We start from the raw sequence: 21734 nt of genomic DNA, 5'->3' as shown, positions 1-21734 counted from the left end.
ATTATTTATCATCTCCTACATAAACTACAATCGAATTAGCAATCATATCATGTATTGCTCTTTTTTTAGAATCTCCTCCAATTGTAAGTAATGATATTGTACCAAGTAATGTTTTAACAATAAATCTAATTATAGCAATATGTAATGCAATTTTGTTTTGAGAATCATCATTTTTTTCGACTCTAATATCGCAAAACATATGTCCAATACTCGCTCCAAAAGCACTAACCATTATGGGCTCGTAAAGCAAGACAATTAGAACAAGAATACTGGATCTTAAGATGCTGTTTTCTCCATCAAAAGCATTAAATAATACCATTGCAGAATACAAAAGCATCATTAAAAAAAATAAATCAATTGTAGCAGCTTTTACTCTTTGAAACACTCCAGCCAAGTTTTTATTTTCCATTTATTAGTATCGTTTAATTTAACTCTTCTAATTCCATATTAAAATCGTACTGTAAATCTTCATGAAGCTTTAAAACCTTTTTGGTAATCGCTTCAATATTTCGATCGTAAATATTGGTTAGCGTTGTGTTTCTAGATATTGAAGGCTTCATAGCTTTTAACTTTTTACAAAAGTAGAGTAGGAGTTCTACTTCGGTTTCTTTGTTAAGCGAATAGCGAATGTACTTTTTAGTATTTCTTAGTATTTTACGAACACTTTTTTTAATGTAGAAATAACTGTCTGTGTTTATGGTTTCAAACTGCTCGTCCATTTCTTCTTTTACGGTTTCAATATAACCAGCTTCGCTGTCTGCTTCAAAAAGTAAATAAGTGAGTAGTTCTTTGTTTTCCTTTTTAAAACGCGATAAACGCAAGCAAAGCTCTGCAAGTTCTTCGTTAGACTTGTGTTTTAACTCTTTTCTTATAGTAACTACTGAAACTGCTTTCATCCAAAAAAATACTTTTTTGTGTTCCCATGAAAACGGGAACCTTTTGTTTATTGTGTAGATTCCTGCCTACGCAGGAATGACAAGTTACACTTTGTAATGCTTTTTAATGGTGTTTTTTACCTTAAACAAGCGCATTAAGCCAATTAATAAAATAATTGGAGCAATTATTAACAATGCTATTCCAAGGCTTTTAAGCTCTGTTAAAAACTCTAGCTTTAATATGGTAAAACCAGAACCTAGAAATACAATAAACGTTCTAAAATAAGCTAAAAAAGTACGTTCGTTTGCAAGTTTAGTGCGTTCTATGGCAAGCCAATCTCCTGTGGTTAGATTGTTTTCGTTTATCATAAATTTATCCTTTAAGCAAATTTACACTTACTGTCGCTAATTCACTATCTGGAAATCTAGAAAAATGGTTTGGATCTGGTTTTAGTCCAGCTTCTTCTGCTACTTTATTAAAAATAGCGACTTCCAAAATATATTGATCGCTATAACCATGTGTAGCATCGTATGCAGTTGCTGCTGTCTTACTAATGTTTTTAGCTGTTAATTCTGGCGCTATAGTATGTAATTCTATAATTAGTAATCCAAACTGTTCTACATAAGGTTTCCACTTTTGTAAATGTTCTAGTAAAGAATCTTCAACCAAGTTATTATTAATACGTTTGCCTTTATATGCAAATGCACCAGACGAATTACTTACACGATTTGTGGGCTTTTTTGGAGCTTCCCAAATACGATTATGATCTAAAAAAGTACGCACGTTTAATAAGTCTTTCAACTCAATATTATAATCTTCTCTTAAATCTTTTGCTAATAAATCAGGTCTGCCAATGTCTCCCCAAATTACTTTAGCCCAAATATCTGCTTTTATTAAATTGGCTCGTGTTACTTTTAGTGCAGCTTTATTAAAATCTGCTCCAACGAGTAATAATGGATATTCTTCAAGCATTTTACCGCGAAGTGTTTGGTGTTCTATCACATCGAATATGTGTTGAATAAAAGCACCATTACCACAACCCATATCTAAAATTCCTTTTGGTTGCTCGTCTATAGGTTTGTTAAAAAGCTTAATAATTACTTGATCTATTACCTTAAAATAAGTAGAATGTGCGCCTCCACTTCCCCAAACATTCATTTCTCTGTGTACATGTTTTTCGGTTTCACCATCTTTAGATTTTAACACTAATGGATTACCAAAAAGCAACTCGTCTAACTGTAAAAATGTAGGTAAATAAGAAACGGTTACACCATAGGCTGAAGCGCGTTTGGCAAAAAACAAACCTTTATCTGTAAACTGGTAGTTCCCGTTTTTCTTTTTAAACCATCCTAAATAACTTAAGAAGTCTAATATTTTTTTAAAGCTTTCAGGATCTTTATGGTATTCTTCTGCAGAAAAAGAAGCTTCCATAAAGTATTTATGAAACAAGCCGTTAACGCCCAACATTACCGTAATTGGTGCAACAATACAACCTTCAATATGTTTTAAAACTTGTTGTTCTACTGTATTTTCTTCAGGTTTATTTAAGCCGTAGTTATCGCTGTATTTTTTAAAAACACGTTCTAAAACAATAAAGGCATCACTTCTTATATGTTCTACAGGAAAATGTACTGCATAGTTTAAAATAGTTACAGCATCTTCGTAAAGGTGTGCAAGAGCAAAAGCAGTTTCACTGTTTTTATTAGTAGAATAGGTAACTGTATTGTTTTTGTTATCTAATTTTTGTTCTAGCCAACCTTGCGAACAGAGTACGCGAAGTGCAACATTTAAATAACCTTCGTTAGCTGTAAAGTGTGAAACTAGTTTAGAGAGTTCTACTGTTTTGTTTTTCAACAGAAAAGCTAAAACACCTTTTTTGTGTAACGAAAACATTGTGGTTGCAGTTGCAATGCCATCAAGATGTCTGAAAATATTTCCTCTTAGTTGAACTTTATCTTTTTTTGTTAGCATTTTTGATGTTTTAGAACTTAAAATGAAATATTAGTTTAGGATTTATTTTTTTGTGATTTGTGTTCAAGATACAGTTCCGTTTCAATGAACTATATCATTCATAAACGAAGTTAGCTTATTTTCTTTATAAAGTCAACTAAAATAAAGCCTTCAAAACACATCATAATTTAAAGCATAAAAAAAGCGCTTACTAAAAGTAAACGCTCTGTTTTTATGCTGAAATACTATCTCAATTTAGGATAGTCATCAGGATTATTTTCGTGCATTACTTCGTAAATAGCTTCATATATATCTTCGGCTGAAGGTTTAGAGAAATAATCGCCATCTGTACCATAAGCAGGTCTATGTTGTTTTGCTGCTAATGTTTTTGGTGCAGAATCTAAATATTGATAACCGTTTTGCTTGTTTAATATTTCATCTAACAAATAAGCAGAAGCGCCTCCAGGAACATCCTCATCTATAATCATTAAACGATTTGTTTTTTCTAAACTCTTAACCACATCATGGTTTATATCGAAAGGTAATAGAGATTGCGCATCTATAACCTCTACATCAATACCAACTTGCAATAATTCTTTTGCCACTTCTTGTACTATTCTTAAGGTAGAACCGTAAGATAAAATAGTAATATCGTTTCCTTCTTTTACAGTTTCTACAACACCAATTGGTGTTTTAAACTCTCCAAAATTAGTAGGTTTTTTTTCTTTTAATCTGTAACCATTTAAACATTCTACAACTAGAGCAGGCTCGTCGCTTTCTAACAACGTGTTATAAAAACCAGCAGCTTTAGTCATGTTTCTTGGTACTAAAACATGAATACCACGAATTAAGTTTAAAACGCCTCCTAATTGCGAACCAGAATGCCAAATACCTTCTAGTCTATGTCCACGAGTACGTACAATTAATGGTGCTTTTTGGCGACCTTTTGTTCTGTAATGCACTGTGGCAAGATCGTCGCTCATTATTTGTAATGCATACATGATATAATCTAAATACTGAATTTCTGCAATTGGTTTTAAACCACGCATTGCCATTCCTATACCTTGACCTATAATTGTAGCTTCACGAATTCCAACATCTGCCACACGTAACTCTCCGTATTTTTCTTGTAAACCTTCTAAACCTTGATTTACATCTCCAATATTTCCAGCATCTTCACCAAAAATTAATGATTGCGGATATTTACTAAAAATGGCATCAAAATTATCTCTTAAAACCACACGACCATCAACTTCTTCGTTGCTGCCATCGTAAATAGGTTTAATTTCTCTTATATGCTTTGCAGCAGAAGCAGTTTCATTATGTAAATGCGAACTGTATTTTGGTTGAACGACACTAAAATAAGTGTCGATCCATTGTATTAATTGTGTTTTTGCAGCAGAATTTTCTGAAACTAAATATCTTAAAACGCGTCTTGATGCAGAAACTAAGTCTTTACGAGAAGGTTCTAGAATAGCAAGTAAATCGTTATTAATTTTTTCAATAAATACTCTATTAGTACTTGATGCTGCTACTTGAGATAGTATTGCAGTAATTTCTGTGCGCTCAGTTAAAATTGGATTTAAGTAAGCATTCCAAGCGGCTTTTTTACCCTCTCTAACTGCTTTTTTAATTCCTTTTTCTATAGTTATTAATTCTTCGTCTGTAGAAATTCCGGTTTCTATCATCCATTTACGCAATTGTACATTACAATCGGTTTTTGCTTCCCAAGCCAAACGTTCTTTATCTTTATAACGTTCGTGAGATCCAGAAGTAGAGTGGCCTTGTGGTTGCGTTAATTCATTTACATGTATTAAAACAGGAACGTGTTCTGTTCTTGCAATTCTAGCTGCTTCTTGATAGGTTTCAATAAGTGCAACATAATCCCAACCTTTAACGCGAAGAATTTCGTAGCCTTTGGCTTCATTATCACGTTGGAAACCGCTTAAGATTTCAGAAATATTTTCTTTTGTTGTTTGGTGTCTTGCGTGAACAGAAATACCATAATCATCATCCCAAACACTAACAACCATTGGTACTTGTAAAACACCAGCAGCATTAATGGTTTCGAAAAATAAGCCTTCACTTGTACTTGCGTTTCCTATAGTTCCCCAAGCAATTTCATTTCCTTTATCAGAAAATTTATCAGTATTAATTCCTTTTACATTTCTGTAAATTTTAGAGGCTTGTGCTAAACCTAAAAGTCTTGGCATTTGTCCTGCAGTAGGTGAAATATCTGCACTTGAGTTTTTCTGTTTTGTAAGGTCGTTCCATTGGCCATTTTCGTCTAAACTAAAAGTAGAAAAGTGTCCACCCATTTGGCGACCACCAGACATTGGTTCTAGAGATAAATCTGTATTGGCATATAAACCAGAGAAAAAGGTTTGGATATCTAATGCTCCAATAGCCATCATAAACGTTTGGTCTCTATAGTATCCAGATCTAAAATCGCCATTTGCAAAGGCTTTTGCCCAAGCTAATTGTGGTACTTCTTTTCCATCACCAAAAATTCCAAACTTGGCTTTACCAGTTAAAACTTCTCGTCTACCAAGCAAGCTGCATTCTCGACTTGTAACAGCAATCTTATAATCTTCTAAAACTTGTGCTTTAAAATCATTAAAGGATAACTCTTTTTTTAAGTCGGAATTTGTGCTCATAGTTGTTGGTTTTTATAAATACAAATCTAGCAAATAAAAGTGATTTTCGCAATATGAAACTATCTTAAAAAAATGATAATTTTTTAATAATACTACAATTTAATTGCGAATAATTCAGAATTATGCAATAATTAAAAAAAAAGTTAAGAATTGCTTAATCTTTTAATACCATCTTCTGGTAAATAATTTAAGTAGTGTCTTTGGAGACAAAGTAACAATAAAACGAATGCTCTGGTCGTAGTTTGGTTGTGCTATTTCCCATCCTAAATTAGAATATACAGGAAGGTAGAGTTCAAAATAGTCTTCAACTAAGTTTAAACGGATTCCTGCATCGTAAACAAATTTAGGGTTCTTGTTGTGGTTTTTTACCAATCCTAAATCACCATAAGCCATAATATAGCGCCAAATAGTTGTGCTTGTATTCGCAGTTGTAATCCATTGGTTAGCAAATGCTGGCTCTAATTGCGATTTAAAACCACCTTCTGAAACAACCAATTGCTGACTTAATAATCCTGCTTCTTCAGAGCGACCTATATAATCGTAATCGAATAAATAATCTGTAGGTCTATCTAAAGCAAAGCTGTAGAAATTTGTAGTTTCATGAGTTTTATTATATAAAAACGATCCAGCGTATAAGCGCAAATTGTATTGCCTATTGCCTTCGGTTAGTTTTCTAAATTCTGCAGTAGCAGATAATTTACCAAAGTTTTTAGCCAATTGTAAGTCTGTGTTCCAAGCACTATAGTTTTTTAGATTAGGATCACTTTGTCCATATCTAGCATTAAAAACGCTGTATTTAGGTTCGCCATCTGTTTCAAATTCGCCAGTTGGGTCAACTTCTCTGTCGATATTTACATATCTAAAGTTTAAGTAACTTTTTCTATTGTCTCTTAAATTATTTGGATCTCTAAATCTAAAATCAATATACGGTGTGTATGAAGTATAGGATAGGTTAGGAGCATAATTGTAATATTCTCCACCAATACCATATTTAGTATAGTAGTTACGAGAATTCTGTCTTCTATCTGCATAACTTACAGAGGCACTACCAACAATTTGTTTACTTTTTATGGCGTATTTAGGGCTTAATTTATATAGAAAATTCTTAGATAAAAGCGTTTTGTTATAGAGCTTTAAACCAGGAGAAAAACCATCATAAAAATTATAGGCGAATTCTGGCATAAAGAATACTTGGCTATAATTGGGATCTTCAATGTCTTTGAACAATCTAAACTGAAGCGGCTTGTTGTTAGATAAAAAGCCTCCTAACGATTTCCAGTTGTTTCTTAAATTCATTTCTGGAATGGTAGTGTTGTAATTTAATGCTAGTTTATCTGCATCATTATTTGCAATTGTAATGGTTTTGTAGCCTTTAAAACCTTCAATCCATTGCTTAGATATTACACTATCGTTTTTTATAGTAAATAACGAAACTGGCATTAAATGATCCTTTTTGTTTTTAATAGTAATGGTAAGAGAATCATCTGTTTTTTCAACAGATTTAATTTTAAAATCTATTTTTTTACTAGTGCCTACATAGTCATCAAAAAACCAATTAATGTTTTTATCTGTATGGCTTTTTAAATAGTTTTTAAAAGCTTGAGAAGTTGTAGTCTCTAACTTGCTTTCTATTAAAAATTGAGTAAGCATTTTGTTCATGGAATTAGAATCCATGTATTCATCAAGATATTTTAAACCAACGCCTGCTTTATACTTATTGGCAATATTTTTATTGAATTTTAAAAGCGAATCTTTAGGCATGTTTAGTGGCTGATCTAAATTAGAACGCGCCATGTGCATGTATAAGAAATTATATTGATCGTTAAATTTTAAGTCTGAAGCATGAAATGCTCGAACTCCCCAAACATTAGCGAGTTTACCAAGAATTTTCATGTCTGGGTAATTTTCTTCAACGTATTTCATTAAATAATACGTTTGTATACCGTCTATTAACCACTGGTCTTCTCTTGGGTTTAATAGTAATGTATTTTCAAGATAGTTATATAATGTCGACTTTAATATTTTTAATTCATATTGAAAAGTATCAGAAAAAGGACGCACAAAATCTGGCAACAAGTTTAAGCCATAAATTGGGCTTTTCTTGTAGTCAATTTTTGTTAATAGCACTTTTTTATGCGGATAAGCGCCTAAGTTTTTTGTTATAAAACTTGCAACTTTATCTGTAACAATAGCAACTTCTTCAGGTTTTAAATTTTCTTCATCTATATTAGATTCAACAGTAAAGAAATCGGTTTCTACAGTTTTATAAGTATCTGTTTTATTTAGAAAGAGCTTTGAGTTAATTCTGTTTTTTCCTTTAAGTATAGTTGTTTTAGTTGCATTTTCGTTTATGTCTTTGGTAGACTCTTTATCTAGTTCACTAATTAAAGTATAGTTGTTTGGGTAATTGACTTTTAAACTAATGTCTGCTTTTGGTACAAATGCATCGTCTAAATTTTTGTTACTAAAATAGTGCCACTCTCCATTAAAAACAGCAGGAGTAATGTACCAATATCTTAAATTATAATCGCCTTCGTCTGTAATTCCGTAACGCGTAAATTTATCGTTAGGCACTTGTATAATATAGTTGAGTTTAAGTGTGTAACTTTCGTTTGGAGACAGTGTTTTGTTTAAAACTACTTTTATAATATCTGGCTTGTTTTTAAGACGTGTAAATATGGGTTCTGTGTCTTTTTCTTTAATTGATAATATTGTTGTAAATCCACGATCTTCATTTTTAGCAAAATGAAAAGTGTTTTTAAACTCTTCTGTAAATCGATCTGCTAAAGGTGTGTTTTTTGCTGAATAACTATGACTCCAATCTGTTAAGTAAATAGTGTCTAATGCAACCTTTGATGCATTAAAATACGTTATAGTTTGCTCAATAGCGATGCTTTTGTTTTCGATATTGAAAGTAGCATTAATATCTATTTTGTTTTGGCTTGAAGCCGAAAAACATAAGAATAGACATAATAAAAAAGAAATAAAATTTAGATTCAATTGACTTTTATAAATTTTAAAGGTTTCACATTTATACCATTTAATGCAACATAATACATTCCGTTTGAATATGAAGTTGTATTAACATTTAATTCTTCATTTTCTGTAATAAAAATGGTTTCTATTAGCTGTCCTATGGTATTATAGATACTTACGTAATTAGCAAAAGTTGGTTTTTTATTTACTTTAATTTTAAGCTGGTTTTTAACAATATTTGTACCTAGTATTTTAAAACTTGTTACATTTTCTTCAAATTCATCAATACTTAAAATGTTTCCTGTTGTCGTAATATTTAGTGTAACGGGAAGATGATCGCTAAAATTGTGTAGTGCATTTCTAATAGCAAAACTGTAATCTGTTCCTTCACAATTTGTAGAATTTATAGCATTATTATAGCAATTGGTATTTGCATTGTTACCAAATACTTTGTAACTGCCATTTTCGAATTGTAACTCTGGGTTGTTTTGCATGTTTTCAGACGCTAGAATAAAATCAAATCTATCATCGAAACCTCCAGCAGCTCCACCCAATGCGGTTGTAGTTCTTGTAGATTGCGTGAATACATCTATGTAATTAGTGTTGTTATGCCAACTGCCAATGCGATTTGCTGGGTCTATAAATGTAATGTTATTACTGGTGTCTAGAAACTCTTGAAAACCATTTTCACTATTGGTATAAAAATTGAAATCACCTCCAAATAAAACATATTCAGAACTTGAAAATGTATCTAAATACGTAGTTAAATCTTGAGCCATTTGGTAGCGTAAAGCAGCATTGTCTGTCCCACTTGATGCTTTTAAATGTGCAACAATAACGTTTAATAGTATTGGATTTGAATCCTGATTTACAGTATTCAGCTTTAACACATAATGATTAAAATCTCTATAAATAGTCGTGACTTCGTTTTGAGATTCTAAACTAAATTTGGTGTTATCGTAATAAATAATATTCTGTAAATCGTTTTGGTTACCAATGTTATCATCAGAAGAATTTAACACAAAATTTGCCATGGCATAGTTTGCATTAATATTTTGTTGCATTCTATTTAATATCATGTTTGCTCCACTTATATTATTAAGTTCGCAAACCATAAATAAATCAGGTTGATAGTTGGTTAAAACAACCTCTAATTCGTTTAATCTTGAAGCTACAGGTTCCTGCAAAGGAAAATTAAGCAAGTTATAAAACATTGCTTTAAAGGTTTCCTGAGCATAACTAATATTGCAGCTTAAAGCAATAAAAAATAGAATTAGAGGTATTTTACTTTTCATATAAAAAGACTAAATCCTTTTTAGAAATTAGGACTTAAACCCGATTCTTTATAGAAAGCATCTAAAATAGTTACAACTTCATCTTCTGTATCTACTAAATGAATTAAATCTAAATCGCCAGCACTTACATTTGCAAACTTGTCTAACATTGTACTTTTAATCCAGTCCATTAATCCAGACCAGAAATCTGTACCAACTAGAATAATTGGAAATTTTCCAATTTTATTAGTTTGAATTAAAGTGATGGCTTCAAATAGTTCATCTAAAGTTCCAAAACCTCCTGGCATCACTACAAATCCTTGAGAGTACTTTACAAACATTACTTTTCTAACAAAGAAATAATCGAAATCTAAACTCTTATCGTTATCAATATATGGGTTATCGTGTTGCTCGAAAGGTAAATCTATATTCAATCCAACCGAAGTTCCTCCTGCCAAATGTGCACCTTTGTTACCAGCTTCCATAATTCCTGGTCCACCACCTGTAATCACACCATAACCAGCTTCGCAAATACTTTTTGCAACGTTTTCTGCCAATTTGTAATACTTGTGGTCTGGTTTTGTTCTTGCAGATCCAAAAATAGAAACACAAGGTCCTATTTGGCTCATTTTTTCAAACCCGTTTACAAACTCTCCCATAATCTTGAAGATTGCCCAAGAATCGTTTGTTTTATTTTCGTTCCAACCTTTGTGGTGTTTCTCTTCTCTCATGTTTATATTATCTTTTTTATTTCCTTCATTTATGCCGAATTTATTTCAGTAAAATGAAAATATTATTTAATTTTTTACTTGCTTTTTTTTGATAAAAATAAAGCTTGCTAATATAATTCATTTTTTAAGACTTCAACAAGCTCAGCGTGACATTATTTTTGACTTAGTTCTTTCTTTAAAAAATGTGCTGTGTAACTTTTTTTATGTTTTGCTACTTCTTCTGGAGTACCTTTAACTACTATTTCTCCACCACCTTGACCGCCTTCGTAACCAACATCTATAATATAATCTACAGTTTTAATAACGTCTAGATTGTGTTCTATAATTAGTACAGTGTTACCTTTATCTGCAAGTTTGTTTAGTACAATCATTAACACGCGAATATCTTCAAAATGTAAACCAGTTGTCGGTTCGTCTAAAATATAAAAAGTATTTCCTGTATCGCGCTTACTTAATTCGGTTGCTAATTTTATACGTTGCGCTTCACCACCAGATAGTGTTGTGCTTTGTTGACCAAGTGTAATATAGCCTAAACCAACATCTTTAATCGTTTTAAGTTTTTTATGAATTTTTGGAATGTTTTCAAAGAAATCTACAGCTTCATTAATAGTCATATTCAAGACATCACTAATGCTTTTTCCTTTATATCTAATTTCTAAAGTTTCTCGATTAAAACGTTTGCCTTGGCATGTTTCGCATTCAACGTAAACGTCTGGAAGGAAATTCATTTCTATAACTCTTAACCCACCACCTTTACACGTTTCACAACGTCCACCAGTAACATTAAAACTAAAACGACCAGGTTTGTAGCCTCTAATCATGGCTTCTGGAATTTTAGCAAATAGACTTCTAATCTCACCAAAAGTTCCAGTGTAAGTAGCAGGATTACTTCTTGGCGTTCTACCAATTGGCGATTGATTAATATCGATAACCTTATCGCAATGTTCTAAACCTTTAATGCTTTTATATGGCATTGGTTTTTTTACACCATTAAAATAGTAAGCATTAAGAATAGGATAGAGGGTTTCGTTAATTAAAGTCGATTTTCCACTGCCAGAAACACCTGTAACGCCAATCATTTTTCCTAAAGGCAATTTAATCGAAACATTTTTTAGGTTATTTCCGGTACAACCTTTTAATTCCATAAACTTGCCATTGCCGTCTCTACGTTTTTCTGGAATTTCTATTTTCTTTTTACCGTTAAGGTATTCCGCAGTTAGCGTTTTTTCTTTTAATAATTGTTTTGGTGTGCCTTGGCTAATAATTTCGCCACCATGTTTTCCTGCTCTTGGGCCAATATCGATAACATGGTCTGCACGTTCTATCATGTCTTTATCGTGTTCTACAACAATAACAGAGTTTCCAATATCTCGAAGCGCAACCAAAGAATTAATTAGTTTTTCGTTATCACGTTGGTGTAAACCAATACTTGGTTCATCTAAAATATAAAGCACACCAACCAGTTGTGAACCTATTTGTGTTGCCAAACGAATACGTTGTGCTTCACCACCAGATAGGGATTTAGAGCTTCGGTTTAAAGATAAATATGTTAAACCAACATCTAATAAAAACTGAAGTCTCGCTTTAATTTCTTTAATTATTTCTTCGGCTATTATTAATTGTTTTTTAGATAAATTTTCTTCTAAAGTTTTAAACCATTCAGCTAAATCTAAAATATCTTTATTTGCTAATTCTGCTATGTTTTTTCCAGCAACTTTAAAGTATAAAGATTCTTTTCTAAGTCTAGAGCCTTCGCAAACAGGACATTTTATTTTATCCATATACTCCTTTGCCCAACGTTTTAAAGAGGTAGATTCTGCATTTTTATATTGGCTGTCTATAAAATTAGCAACGCCTTCAAAATCGATTTTATAATCTCTTTTAACACCAAGTGTTTTATTGTCTACAGAGAATTTTTCGTTACCTCCATATAAAATAATTTGTTTTGCTTCCTTTGGGATATCCTTATAAGCATCAGTCATTTTAAAATTGAAGCGTTCTGCAATTAATTCTAATTGCTTAAAAATCCAACTTTTCTTTTCTGGTCCATGAGGTGCTAAAGCACCATTTTTAATAGATAAACTATCGTCTGGAATTATTTTTTTCTCGTTAACTTGATATAAGTCTCCAATACCATTACAGTTTTGGCAAGCTCCTTTTGGTGAGTTAAAGGAGAAATTATTTGGCTCAGGGTTTGGGTATGAAACTCCCGAACTTGGGCACATTAAATTTCGACTAAAATAGCGCGCTTCTTGCGTGTCGTGATCTATAACCATTAACACATCGTCACCATGATACATGGCTGTGTTTATACTTTCGTCTAAGCGTTTATCGTTAGCAATGGTATCGTCAATTTTAAGCCTATCGATTACAATTTCGATGTCATGCATTTTGTAACGATCCAGCTTCATGCCTTTAACAATATCCTTGATTTCTCCATCGGCTCTCACTTTTACAAAGCCTTGCTTACCAATTTGCTCAAACAATTCGCGATAATGACCTTTTCGAGAACGCACAACAGGAGATAGAATATTTATTTTTTTGCCTTTGTAGCTTTCAATAATTAGCGTTTTTATTTGCTCATCGCTATAACTTACCATTTTTTCGCCAGTATTGTAACTGTAAGCATCACTTGCACGAGCGTAAAATAAACGTAGAAAATCGTAGATTTCTGTAATGGTTCCAACTGTAGAACGTGGCGATTTGCTAGTCGTTTTTTGTTCTATCGCGATAACAGGAGATAGGCCATCAATTTTATCAACATCTGGTCTTTCTAAACCGCCTAAAAATTGCCTGGCATAAGCCGAAAATGTTTCGATGTAACGACGTTGTCCTTCGGCATAAATAGTATCGAAAGCAAGAGACGATTTTCCACTACCTGATAAACCCGTTATTACTACTAGTTTTTCTCGCGGAATGGTAACATCTATATTTTTAAGGTTATGGACTCTGGCACCTTGTACCACAATGTTTTCTTCAAAATTTGTCATAGCAAAAGCATAACTCTACTCTTTTTAAGCAGATTTGCGAAGTTACGGTTTTTCGCTTTCTTTTTAAAATGGAATTAGTTAGGATTTTATTAAATCTGTGATTCTTGAAATAGCAGGAATTTTATTTTATTTTTTTACAATTTTGAGATTTAATTAATAACTTCGATTTCTAAATTACTGTCAGTTCGAGTGATTCTGATTTTTTTTTTTTTTAATCAGAATTGTATCGAGAACAGTTTTAAAATTAAGTTTAACATTAATAAGATTCCTGCCTTCGCAGGAAATGTATATGAAAATACTAGGAATAGGCTCAAGAATTAGCCATAGCGAATTTGGAAAAGGAGTTGTTACAAACGTCGATAACCAGCAATATTGGGTAACATTTATTGACAACGGATTAGAAACAATTTCGTTTAATGAAGAGATAGAAATAATAGAAGCAGCAGACAACGAAGTCGATACGGTTAGTTTTTTTGATGTCGAGCAAAGCTTTATGCGCTTACTTAAAAAGTATAGCGATGTTAGCGAAGTGGTACATATTGGTGATAAATGGAAAGGTGGAAAACTAATTTTAGAACCTGGTGATACCAATTTAAAAAGTAAGGAAATTAAGATAGACGATTTCTTTCATAAAATTACAATGGTTCGTGATCGTATTCGCGTTATTGAACAAAAGGTGAATTCTAGTAATCTTGAAGCGCAAGAAAAAATAGATATACAACAATATATTACACGTATTTATGGAAGCTTGACGACTTTTAATGTGTTGTTTAAGGATAAGGAACAGCAGTTTATAGGACAGAGGAGTAAGTAGTGTTTACTTCTCAGTTTTATGGTGTTTAAAAAAGTATGCTTTTTTTATTAAAAGAAAGTAGATAGCAATTGGAATAAAAACACAAATTATAACGGATGATGCTGTGTAATTACTACCAACACTATCAAAACCTTTTAAAAAGTCTGCTGATATATCGAATAACCAATTTGAAAAGACTGTAAAGTCATTAATAAAAAGCAATGTTATGGAGATAACAATAATGCTTATAATTTTAATGTAATTGAATTTATAGATTTTGTCTATTAAAAACGCCCAAGACAATGGTATTAAAATAAACCATACTATAATATTAATCTCTTTATAACTAAAACCTGTAGCTCGGGAAAGGAACATTAAAATTTCAAAAGTTATGTCGAAGAGTTTTTTCATTTAATCATTCTCTGTTTGTTTTAATCCCATCAATTTCCAATCCTAAAACCATCATTTTATGAAACGTTGGTAATTGTGCTCCAGTAGCTGTAGTTGTCCAATCGCTCCAAGTGGCTTCGAGTCCGCTAATTGGTAAAATATCTACCCACATTTGAAAGCTTTTAGGCTTGCCAGTGTCGTCTAAATGCCATAAATACGAATCTCCAGGAGTAGAGCCACCAGAACTATAAGTCACTAATAAAGCTTTTTCGTTATTCTCTAAAGTAACTATGCTTCTTGTTGTTCCTGAATCGTAAACCTTATAAGGAGCAACTAACCAAAAGGTATCGTTATTAAAATAGCTTATTGCTTTTTCTATTAATGCTGCACTATTTTCGCTTTCAATTTTTATTTCATTTTTAAAAGCTTCATTCTTAGAATTATCATTAAAATCTAAATTCACTTTATAGTTTTTCCAGTAGACTTCGCAAGTGTTTTCAGTTTTGTTCCATTTAAAATGATGACGCTTTTTAAAAGTGAATTCTATGTAATCTGTAGCTTTGTATGCATCGTAATTTAGTGCGTCTAACATTTTGTTAGCGAGCACATCTGCTTGAGCTGTTTCTTTGCCAACAGGTAGTTCTTCGTTGTATTTAAAATATAGAAAACCAAAGAGTAGAAGTGTAGGTAGTGTTATAAAAACAATTGCTCCAGCTACTATTTTTAGTATTCTTTTTGGTGTCAGTTTTTTTCTTTTTCTCATTGTGAGATTCTTTTTTGTCATTCCTGCGAAGGCAGGAATCTATTTTGATTCTTTTATTGTTTTGGTTCCTACCTCACTAATTCATTTCTATTCAAAATTAATGAATTTGGGAATCTTTAATTTTGTCGTAATGACAAGCTATTCTAATTCAGCCATTTTATAATTAAAAAATAGCTTTGCTCTTTTAGGTTCAAACCATCCGAATTCTACTGATTTAGAATTCACCTTCCTTCATCTGAAGGAAGGAACTGACAATGGAATGTGTTTTTATGCTTAGCAAACCTCTGTGTAAAAGTGTTTTCTTAAACTAAAGCAAAACATAACAGCTATGAGATTCCTGCTTTCGCAGCAATTTGGTTAAAAACCAGCAGCAGCATCATCACCACGAGAATCTGCACCACCTTCAAGAGAACCATTTGGTAATACTAAAATACCATCTACAACACCAATAACTGGCGAGCGTTCTTCGTTTATAGTATAGCCTTTTTGCTCTAAAGCGGTAATAGTTTCTTTATTAAAACGATTAGGTTCCATTCTAATTTCGTCTGGCAACCATTGGTGATGAAAACGAGGTGCATTAACAGCTTCTTGCATACCCATTTTAAACTCATGTACATTTAAAATAGTTTGTAAAACCGAAGTGATAATTGTGGAGCCTCCAGGTGTTCCAACGCTCATTAATAACTTGCCATCTTTTTCTACAATAGTTGGCGTCATAGAACTTAGCATGCGTTTTTCAGGTAAAATAGCATTGGCTTCAGCACCAATAAGTCCGTAAACGTTTGGCACTCCAGGTTTGCTAGAAAAATCATCCATTTCATTATTTAAAAAGAAGCCTAATTCTTGGCAATACAATTTAGAACCAAAATAAGAATTTAAAGTCGTTGTTACAGCTATAGCATTTCCAAATTGATCGACAATAGAGTAGTGCGTCGTTTCATCACTTTCTACAATATCAACAGTACCATGAGAAACTTCGGTTGAAGGTGTTGCTTTTTCAAAAGAAAAACTAGCCATTCTATTTTTTAAATACCCATCACTTACTAACTTATCTTGAGGGACTTCAACAAAATCAGGATCACCTAAATAATAACTTCTATCTGCATAAGCACGACGTTCAGCTTCAGCTAAAACCTGAATTGTTTTTGCAGAGTTGTGCCCAAATGTATCTAAGTCGTAACTTTCAACCGACTTTAATATTTGTGCCATAGTAATACCACCACTTGAAGGCGGAGACATTGAAATAATGCGTAAATCGTCGTAATTAAAAGTAATTGGTGTTCTCCATTTTGCTTGGTAATTTCCTAAATCTTCTTCAGTAATTATGCCTCCATTATCTTGAATAAATTGTGCTAATTTTTGTGCAGTTTCTCCTTTATAGAATTCATCACGACCGTTTTTCATTATTCGTGTTAAGGTATTCGCTAGATTAGGATATTTAATGGTGTCATTTTCTTTCCAATTATTTGTAAATAATATAGAATCTTTATTAGCCAGTTTAAAATCGGTTTGCTTTTCTGCAATTCTAATTTCTTGCTTTTTAGTAACAATAACACCTCTTTTTGCTAAAGCGATAACAGGTTTTAAAATGGTTTCAATTGGTAACGAACCAAACTTTTTATGGACTTCAAAAACACCAGCAATAGTTCCAGGAATTCCAACAGCTAATGCGCCTCGCGTACTTAAATCTGGAATAACATTTCCTATAGAGTCCAAATACATATCTTTTGTAGCTGCTAAAGGTGCTTTTTCCCTATAGTCTAAAGCGCCAATTTCACCATCGTTTAGCCTGTAAACCATAAAACCGCCACCTCCAATATTTCCTGCATTTGGATAAGCCACTGCTAAAGCAAGATCTGTAGCCATCATAGCATCAAAAGCATTTCCGCCTTGTTCTAGAATTTGTTTTGCAATGTTTGAAGCTTCAACTCTTGCCGAAACTACCATTGCTTTTTGTGTAACCAAGCCGCGAACGGGAGCTTTCTTTTTACAAGAGAAGCAGATTAGAAGTGTTGTAAAAGTTATAAGAGTATATTTTAATTTCATATTAATAGTGTTATTTATGAGATTGACACGTCGTTCCTACGTCACTTCTCGCAATGACAGGATTGTGTTTATTTATTTTCTATTTCTTTCAGTTTTTTAGCTGAAAATTTAATCAATTCATCAAAAAAGCGAGTAAATTCATCTTCAAATTCATCATAGAATTCTTGTAGTTCGTTTACGGCTAAATTCATTTGCGAACGGTTTTGTGTTCTTTTATTCATCCCAACTAAAACTTTGCCAATACCTTCAATTGTAGCATAGCTTAATAACCAATTATCGGCAATCATATAAGGCATCATTTTTTGAATTCTTGCTGGTAATACTTCAAAATTATTCTGTAAACTAGTGTAGAAATTATCGATGTATTCAGCTAAAGGCACATCAGAATAATGCATCCAGTTTTTAGCCAAAAAATGATCGTATAATATATCTACAATCACACCAGAATAATGTCCGTAATTCTCGTGAAGTCTTTTGGTGCTTACTCTTACTGTTTTATGTGCATCTGTAAAGGTGTCGATTTGGCGATGCAGTAAAATACCAGTTTGAATGTCTTTTGGGTATTTCTGGTATTTTTTTCCACGAATGCCATCGGCAATAAAATTACCAATAGTTATGTCTTCGTTATTTCCTGATAGATAAATGTGTGCGAGAAAATTCATAGGTCGAATTTACGAATTCAGAATAGATAAATCTGCTTTTGAAATACTATATTTGTACTTCAATTTTAAAAATTAATTTAATGACACTTATAAAATCTATTTCAGGAATTCGAGGAACAATTGGCGGAAACGTTGGTGAAAATCTTACACCAATTGATGCAGTGAAATTTGCTGCGGCTTATGGTACATGGTTAAAATCGCAACGTGTAAAAGAAGATTACAGAGTTGTGGTTGGCAGAGATGCTAGAATTTCTGGAGCAATGATTCAGAATTTAGTAATGAATACACTAGTAGGTTTAGGTATTGATGTTATAGATTTAGATTTGTCTACAACGCCAACTGTTGAAATTGCAGTGCCAATGGAACATGCAGATGGTGGTATTATTTTAACAGCAAGTCACAATCCAAAACAGTGGAATGCTTTAAAATTATTGAATGCTAAAGGTGAGTTTTTAGATGCAGCAGAAGGCGCAAAGATTTTAGAGATTGCAGAAAGTGATGCTATGCAATTTGCAGATGTAGATAGTTTAGGAGAAATTACTAAAAATGATGCTTATATAGATATTCATATCGACGAAGTTTTAGACTTAGAATATGTAGATAAAGATGCCATTGAAAAAGCAAATTTTAAAGTTGTTGTAGATGGTGTAAATTCTACAGGTGGTATTGCTATTCCATTATTATTAGAGCGTTTAGGAGTAGAGGCTGTAAAGTTATACTGTGATCCAACTGGAGAATTTCCTCATAATCCAGAACCATTAAAAGAACACTTAACAGATTTATCTGCCGAAGTAATAAAGCATCATGCAGATTTTGGTATTGTTGTAGATCCAGATGTTGACAGGTTAGCATTTATGGACGAAAACGGTGAAATGTTTGGCGAAGAATACACTTTAGTAGCTTGTGCAGATCACGTTTTAAGTAGAAACCCAGGAAACACAGTAAGTAATATGAGCTCAACAAGAGCGTTGCGAGATGTTACCGAAAAACATGGAGGAACTTACGAAGCAAGTGCTGTTGGAGAAGTGAATGTAGTAACATTAATGAAAAAAAATAACGCTGTAATTGGTGGTGAAGGTAATGGAGGTATTATTTATCCAGCGTCTCATTATGGGCGAGATGCTTTAGTTGGTGTGGCTTTATTTTTAACGCTTTTAGCGGAAAAGAAAATAACTGTTAGCGCGCTTAAAAAGACGTATACAAGTTACTTTATGAGTAAAAAGAAAATAGCTTTAACACCACAAATAGATGTTGATGCTATTTTATTACAAATGGAAGCAAAGTATAAAGACGAAAACATAAACACTGTAGATGGTGTGAAAATTGATTTTGCTGAAAATTGGGTACACCTAAGAAAAAGTAATACAGAACCAATTATTAGAATATATACTGAAGCAAAGTCGCAGCAAATAGCTGATGATTTAGCAGATAAAATTATCTCAGAGATTAAGGAAATCGCTAATATTTAGTACATTAGTAATATAAATTAAACGCTATGATTACTACAAAAGAACCAAGAGCAAGACATTCGGAATTAGAAAAGTATTTTTCACAATTTAGAAAACATATTGTTGGTGTAGACCAAGAATTTGAATCACCTTACGGAAGACAGAAGGTAATCTATACAGATTGGACTGCTTCTGGACGTTTGTACAGGCCAATTGAAGAGAAATTATTGAATCAATTTGGTCCTTTTGTAGCGAATACACATACAGAAACTACTGTTACAGGTACAGCAATGACAAATGCTTATCATAAAGCAAGAAATATTATTAAAGGTCATGTAAATACAAATGCAGACGATGTTTTAATTGTTTCTGGAAATGGAATGACTAGTGTTGTCAATAAGTTTCAGCGTATTTTAGGTTTAAAAGTACCAGAAAATATTGCTAAATACGCTAAAATACCAGACGAAATTCGTCCAGTTGTTTTTGTAACACATATGGAGCACCATTCTAACCATACCTCTTGGTTAGAAACTATGGCGAAAGTGGAAGTCATTCCTGCTGGAGACGATGGTTTATTCAGTTTAGAAAACTTAGAAATACTTTTAGAGCAATATAAAGACTGTACACTTAAAATTGCTTCAGTTATAGCAGGTAGTAATGTTACAGGAATACAAACACCACATCATAAAATTGCAAAAGTAATGCACAAACATGGTGGTGTTTGTTTTGTAGATTTTGCGTGTTCTGCACCTTATGTAGATATAGATATGCATCCTGAAAATGAAGACGAAGCACTTGATGCTATTTTCTTTTCACCTCATAAATTTTTAGGTGGACCAGGAACGTCTGGTGTTTTGGTTTTTAATAAAAAACTGTATAAAAATATGGTTCCAGATTGTCCAGGTGGTGGTACGGTATCTTGGACCAATCCTTGGGGAGAACACAAATATATAGACAGTATAGAAGATAGGGAAGATGGTGGTACACCAGGTTTTTTACAAACGATTAAAACAGCTTTATCAATTAAATTGAAAGAGAAAATGGGCGTTAAAAACATGCTTGACCGTGAGCATGAATTATTACACCAAGTATTTTCTAATTTAGATGGAGTAGATAATATTAAAATTTTAGCTGGAGATCACAAAGACCGTTTAGGTGTTGTCTCTTTTTATATTGAAGCGCTACACTTTAACTTAGGCGTTAAAATATTAAACGATAAATTCGGAATACAAACACGTGGTGGTTGTAGTTGTGCAGGAACTTATGGACACTATTTACTACATGTAGATCAAGAGCAGTCTCACGATTTAATAAACGAAATTACTCTTGGAGACTTAATGCGTAAACCAGGTTGGATACGTATGTCTATTCATCCAACAACTACTTGCGATGAGATAGATTACGTTTGCGAAAGCTTAATTGCCTTAGCCGAGAACCATAAAGAATGGGCTAAAGATTACGAGTATAATAAAGCTAATAATGAGTTTATTCATAAAACCTTTGTGCCTACTCAGGAATTGAGAGTAGATGGTTGGTTTGAACTTTAAAATTCCTTTAAAAAAAGGAATCTTTAATTTTTGTCATTCCTGCGAAGGCAGGAATCTTATGTTAGTTTGTGCTTTTGTTAATTATTAAAATGGATTATTCAAAATTCGCTTTGCTCTTTTGTGCTTTAAACCTTCCGAATTTCGCACACGAAATCCACCTTCCTTCGAATGAAGGTAGGAGCTGATTCTCTTTGTTGCTTAGTTTTTAATTACTGCGAAGGCAGGAATCTCTAATTTTGTCATTCCTGCGAAGGCAGGAATCTCCTGTTAGTTTGTGCTTTTGTTGATTTTTAAAATGGATTATTCAAAATTCGCTATGCTCTTTTGTGTTTTAAACCTTCCGAATTTCGCACACGAAATCCACCTTCCTTTGAATTAAGGAAGGAGCTGATTCTCTTTGTGGTTTAGTTATTAATTCCTGAGAAAGCAGGAATCTCTAATTTTGTCATTCCTGCGAAGGCAGGAATCTCCTGTTAGTTTGTGCTTTTGTTGATTTTTAAAATGGATTATTCAAAATTCGCTATGCTCTTTTGTGCTTTAAACCTTCCGAATTTCGCACACGAAATCCACCTTCCTTTGAATTAAGGAAGGAGCTGATTCTCTTTGTGTTTTTGTTATTGGAACTTAGTTT

At 32.6% G+C, this 21734-nt stretch carries 16 protein-coding genes; 3 read left to right on the top strand and 13 right to left on the bottom strand.

From position 1 onward, the window contains the following. Nucleotide 1: 1 nt before the first annotated feature. The 9 genes from CW733_RS06640 to uvrA all read right to left on the bottom strand — a co-directional run bounded on the left by CW733_RS06640 (nt 2) and on the right by uvrA (nt 13454). Nucleotides 2–409 (bottom strand): RDD family protein, encoded by a 408-nt coding sequence (locus CW733_RS06640; RefSeq protein ID WP_100996457.1) that lies wholly within the window; start codon nt 407–409, stop codon nt 2–4. 13 nt (nt 410–422) lie between these two features. Continuing rightward, entirely contained in the window at nt 423–896 is a 474-nt protein-coding gene (locus CW733_RS06635; protein WP_100996456.1) for a hypothetical protein, read from the bottom strand. A gap of 84 nt (nt 897–980) precedes the next feature. Next, nucleotides 981–1244 carry a DUF202 domain-containing protein gene (locus CW733_RS06630; RefSeq protein ID WP_100996455.1) on the bottom strand — a complete coding sequence of 88 codons (264 nt, stop codon included), beginning with the start codon at nt 1242–1244 and terminating at the stop codon, nt 981–983. A 4-nt stretch (nt 1245–1248) separates the two neighbouring features. After that, nucleotides 1249–2847, bottom strand: a complete 1599-nt coding sequence (locus CW733_RS06625; protein ID WP_100996454.1) for a class I SAM-dependent methyltransferase — start codon at nt 2845–2847, stop codon at nt 1249–1251. A 224-nt stretch (nt 2848–3071) separates the two neighbouring features. Next, on the bottom strand, nt 3072–5483 hold the full coding sequence (locus tag CW733_RS06620) for a thiamine pyrophosphate-dependent enzyme (protein WP_100996453.1): 2412 nt from the start codon (nt 5481–5483) through the stop codon (nt 3072–3074). Between the two features lie 162 nt (nt 5484–5645). Beyond that, entirely contained in the window at nt 5646–8483 is a 2838-nt protein-coding gene (locus CW733_RS06615) for a metalloprotease (protein WP_100996452.1), read from the bottom strand. Then, entirely contained in the window at nt 8480–9754 is a 1275-nt protein-coding gene (locus CW733_RS06610) for an endonuclease/exonuclease/phosphatase family protein (protein ID WP_100996451.1), read from the bottom strand. The genes CW733_RS06615 and CW733_RS06610 overlap by 4 nt, the downstream gene beginning before the upstream one ends. Nucleotides 9755–9774: 20 nt before the next feature. Then, nucleotides 9775–10464, bottom strand: a complete 690-nt coding sequence (locus CW733_RS06605; protein ID WP_100996450.1) for a TIGR00730 family Rossman fold protein — start codon at nt 10462–10464, stop codon at nt 9775–9777. Nucleotides 10465–10616: 152 nt separating this feature from the next. After that, nucleotides 10617–13454 carry an excinuclease ABC subunit UvrA gene (gene uvrA / locus CW733_RS06600; protein WP_100996449.1) on the bottom strand — a complete coding sequence of 946 codons (2838 nt, stop codon included), beginning with the start codon at nt 13452–13454 and terminating at the stop codon, nt 10617–10619. A gap of 289 nt (nt 13455–13743) precedes the next feature. Here uvrA and CW733_RS06595 point away from each other — a divergent pair, with 289 nt between their 5' ends. Next, nucleotides 13744–14268, top strand: a complete 525-nt coding sequence (locus CW733_RS06595) for a hypothetical protein (protein WP_100996448.1) — start codon at nt 13744–13746, stop codon at nt 14266–14268. A gap of 3 nt (nt 14269–14271) precedes the next feature. Here the strand turns inward: CW733_RS06595 and CW733_RS06590 are convergent, their stop codons facing one another. The 4 genes from CW733_RS06590 to CW733_RS06575 form a co-directional block, all read right to left on the bottom strand. Further along, on the bottom strand, nt 14272–14658 hold the full coding sequence (locus tag CW733_RS06590; protein ID WP_100996447.1) for a hypothetical protein: 387 nt from the start codon (nt 14656–14658) through the stop codon (nt 14272–14274). Between the two features lie 4 nt (nt 14659–14662). Next, nucleotides 14663–15400 carry a hypothetical protein gene (locus CW733_RS06585; RefSeq protein ID WP_100996446.1) on the bottom strand — a complete coding sequence of 246 codons (738 nt, stop codon included), beginning with the start codon at nt 15398–15400 and terminating at the stop codon, nt 14663–14665. Between the two features lie 357 nt (nt 15401–15757). Then, nucleotides 15758–17446, bottom strand: coding sequence for a gamma-glutamyltransferase (gene ggt, locus CW733_RS06580; RefSeq protein ID WP_100996445.1), 1689 nt, complete (start codon nt 17444–17446; stop codon nt 15758–15760). Between the two features lie 68 nt (nt 17447–17514). Next, nucleotides 17515–18108 carry an ACP phosphodiesterase gene (locus CW733_RS06575; protein WP_100996444.1) on the bottom strand — a complete coding sequence of 198 codons (594 nt, stop codon included), beginning with the start codon at nt 18106–18108 and terminating at the stop codon, nt 17515–17517. 80 nt (nt 18109–18188) lie between these two features. On the opposite strand from CW733_RS06575, the gene glmM reads away from it, so the two are divergent. Both glmM and CW733_RS06565 read left to right on the top strand, forming a co-directional pair. Next, the gene (gene glmM, locus CW733_RS06570) at nt 18189–19577 is read left to right on the top strand and encodes a phosphoglucosamine mutase (protein WP_100996443.1); all 1389 of its coding nucleotides are present in this window, start codon (nt 18189–18191) and stop codon (nt 19575–19577) included. A 26-nt stretch (nt 19578–19603) separates the two neighbouring features. Then, complete coding sequence (locus tag CW733_RS06565; RefSeq protein ID WP_100996442.1) at nt 19604–21103, top strand: aminotransferase class V-fold PLP-dependent enzyme; 1500 nt, start codon at nt 19604–19606, stop codon at nt 21101–21103. The last annotated feature ends 631 nt before the right edge of the window (nt 21104–21734 follow it).

Origin of the sequence: Lacinutrix sp. Bg11-31, from assembly GCF_002831665.1 — a bacterium.
Taxonomy (GTDB): Bacteria; Bacteroidota; Bacteroidia; order Flavobacteriales; family Flavobacteriaceae; genus Lacinutrix.
This window is presented reverse-complemented; position numbering and strand designations above follow the sequence as displayed.